The sequence below is a fragment of the Enterobacter sp. LM3 genome, assembly GCF_046622475.1.
GTDB lineage: Bacteria > Pseudomonadota > Gammaproteobacteria > Enterobacterales > Enterobacteriaceae > Enterobacter > Enterobacter cloacae_P.
Map to the genome: position 1 here is coordinate 1 of NZ_JBJURN010000041.1, position 2300 is coordinate 2300.

Consider the following 2300-nt stretch of genomic DNA (forward strand, 5'->3'; position numbering starts at 1 on the left):
GGATACCCCTGTGCAGCAGTGTTTGTTACCCCACCGAACGCGTATGAAGCACGGTTATCTGCACTTTGTTTGCTGGCAAGACCTGATGGTTGAGGTGAGAGCATTTGAACAACACCACCAATGATCAACGCACCACCAGCCTGATAGAAAAAAGGCGAAGCCGCTGCAAAAGGCGTAAAGTTTAGAACTACACCAACAGCTACTAATACGGCCCCCAAAATTGTCTGCAGGACACCGGCCTTTTTACTGCCTATAGTTACGGGAACAATTCGGATTACCTCACCAGTCACAGGGAAACCTAAATCATCTTCCCCAATATTTTTCTTTCCCCGAAATACCGCATAGGTCATACCGCGTTGTTTGCTGGTGTTCATGTACTGCTCGAAGCCTTTTATAGTCGCAGATAGAGCTCTGCATGCCTCGTGAGTAGTGCTAATCAAGCGATGGTGAGTTTTTCCAAAGGTTTTACCCAAAGGTCCATGCAACTCAATTTGAACCATAATTTCTTGCATTCGTTACTCCCATAAAAAACCACCCGAAGGTGGTTTCATATATTTCAATGCACTGTCATTGGTAAAATATCGACATTACCACTTTGGTCAGTGAATATTCTTAATACCCTAGGAGCGCCAGGCTTGATAATAAACTCCCGTTCTTTTTTCGGTGCTCCGCTACAAAGTCCCTTACCCGCGAATCCTGCACCAATAATTGATTCACCCGCTGGTAAATAAGCTCTAACTTTTTCCCCTGTTTCAAGCTCAGCAACTGGTATACCATCTACATAGGATGTGATAGCACACCCTCCAGCTACAAACCCTTTGTCACGAACGATGGTGACTTCTGTCGTATTTGGTTTTTGATGGAATTGAACCGAAGCATTAACTTCTTTTGCATTTTGAGGAAGTACTGGTTCGGTTGAACAACCCGCAACGCCTATTGCGATTAGAAGCAGTAAAGTTTTTTTCATATCCCTATCACCTTTGATCAATTTGCCAAATGGTAGCAGGGATCGGAGAGACGACAAAACCCGCAGTTAAGCGGGTTTGATGATGGTCCAGAACTGAACTATGTAGTTACATCAACGCATTACGCCACATCAGCACCGTATATCAGATGGCGCAAAGCTTTAACACCTTCGGCATTGTAACGAAATGCCTCAACTTGTTTGCTGGAGTGCGCGATGAATAGACTCAATGCACTATATATCAAGGCACGCACAGGACTTTCACCCTATGAAATGACGCCTGAGCGCGCTCTAATAAAAATGGCAAGGCGTCTCGGTCGCGATGAGATAGCCGCTATCCATATCAGGCTTAGACAACTCCATGCCGAGCTTGCGATGGTTGAAGCATGGGATGGCGATGAGCAGGACATGATATGGAAAGCCATTGACGAATATCAGAAGCTCTTACGGTTCATAGGCGGTAAAAAGTCCACCTGAAAGACTAGTGGTATCTTTGATACTGCTCTCTAACAAATTTAATAGTTCCTTTTCTTGGATCAATATCTTTGACACAGGTAGACAGATCGGTGCTCATTTTTGCCAATCCCTGAGCCGGGTTAACATTACCTAGCTCAACATCAGAAAACCAGGTTGTTGCTGCATTGGCGTTGTCGACAAGGCATCCAGCTTGCTGCGCTACAACTTTTGTCATCATTAACTGCATTCCAAAAACCGAAGTTGGAATCGCTAACGCAAACATTACCAACCGAACAATTAGTATACCTTTCATAGGATTGTAAAGCCCCTGGATATAATATGTGTCAGGTATAGTAACGACCGTCGGAAGCAAGCCCTTAGGATAATTACCAATTTTTACTCTTGGTGAAACTCATCCCATCCGAGTACGCTAAAACAGTGTGTTAAATCTAACGATCTTCATCGTTCTTTCCTGCCAGTATCCGCCATAGGGCACGCGCTTACTGAGATGCCCATATAGATGGTGCAGCAGCATATTACCCTCCAGCAGAATACCCGCGTGATTCCACTTATCGGCCTGTACCTGCATGATCACCATATCGCCTGGTTGCGGCGGTCCGTCGAATTCACGGAAACCGCACTCATACCAGCAATCCTGATAAAAGTTGTCCGGATAGTCGCTTTCCCACCAGGGATAATCGACCCGGTAATCTTTCAACTCGATACCGTGGGTCTGACTGAAATAGCTCATCACCAGTCCCCAGCAGTCAAAGTGACCAAGCACAAACGGGCGTTCCAGCAGGGGAAGTTCGCCGCGCGGCTGAATAGTGCGTAAATCCCCCTCTGGCCAGCTCACAATATGCCAGGGCAGCAGCGTGGC

The 2300-nt window shown here is 46.1% G+C and carries 5 protein-coding genes and 1 pseudogene; 1 reads left to right on the forward strand and 5 read right to left on the reverse strand.

All coding sequences use genetic code 11. From position 1 onward, the window contains the following. The 3 genes and pseudogenes from ACJ9N4_RS20750 to ACJ9N4_RS20760 all read right to left on the reverse strand — a co-directional run. On the reverse strand, positions 1 to 512 hold a 512-nt coding region (locus tag ACJ9N4_RS20750; protein WP_411500780.1), incomplete at its 3' end, for a tail assembly protein. 44 nt (positions 513 to 556) lie between these two features. Further along, positions 557 to 967 carry a hypothetical protein gene (locus tag ACJ9N4_RS20755; RefSeq protein WP_411500781.1) on the reverse strand — a complete coding sequence of 137 codons (411 nt, stop codon included), beginning with the start codon at positions 965 to 967 and terminating at the stop codon, positions 557 to 559. 119 nt (positions 968 to 1086) lie between these two features. Continuing rightward, positions 1087 to 1176, reverse strand: a pseudogene (locus ACJ9N4_RS20760) (phage repressor protein); the annotation flags it as partial. A gap of 4 nt (positions 1177 to 1180) precedes the next feature. On the opposite strand from ACJ9N4_RS20760, the gene ACJ9N4_RS20765 reads away from it, so the two are divergent. After that, positions 1181 to 1441 (forward strand): hypothetical protein, encoded by a 261-nt coding sequence (locus tag ACJ9N4_RS20765; RefSeq protein WP_411500782.1) that lies wholly within the window; start codon positions 1181 to 1183, stop codon positions 1439 to 1441. A gap of 4 nt (positions 1442 to 1445) precedes the next feature. On the opposite strand, the gene ACJ9N4_RS20770 is transcribed toward ACJ9N4_RS20765, so the two are convergent. Together ACJ9N4_RS20770 and ACJ9N4_RS20775 are read right to left on the reverse strand one after the other, a co-directional pair. Beyond that, complete coding sequence (locus tag ACJ9N4_RS20770; RefSeq protein WP_411500783.1) at positions 1446 to 1733, reverse strand: hypothetical protein; 288 nt, start codon at positions 1731 to 1733, stop codon at positions 1446 to 1448. A 117-nt stretch (positions 1734 to 1850) separates the two neighbouring features. Next, positions 1851 to 2300, reverse strand: a 450-nt coding sequence (locus ACJ9N4_RS20775; RefSeq protein ID WP_411500784.1) for an NlpC/P60 family protein, incomplete at its 5' end; no start/stop codon positions are given.

What these genes read in the sequence shown, in the direction of transcription:
- ACJ9N4_RS20770 (WP_411500783.1), bottom strand. Translation starts at nt 1,733, where the DNA reads ATGAAAGGTATACTAATTGTTCGGTTGGTAATGTTTGCGTTAGCGATT.
- ACJ9N4_RS20755 (WP_411500781.1), bottom strand. Translation starts at nt 967, where the DNA reads ATGAAAAAAACTTTACTGCTTCTAATCGCAATAGGCGTTGCGGGTTGT.
- ACJ9N4_RS20765 (WP_411500782.1), top strand. Translation starts at nt 1,181, where the DNA reads ATGAATAGACTCAATGCACTATATATCAAGGCACGCACAGGACTTTCA.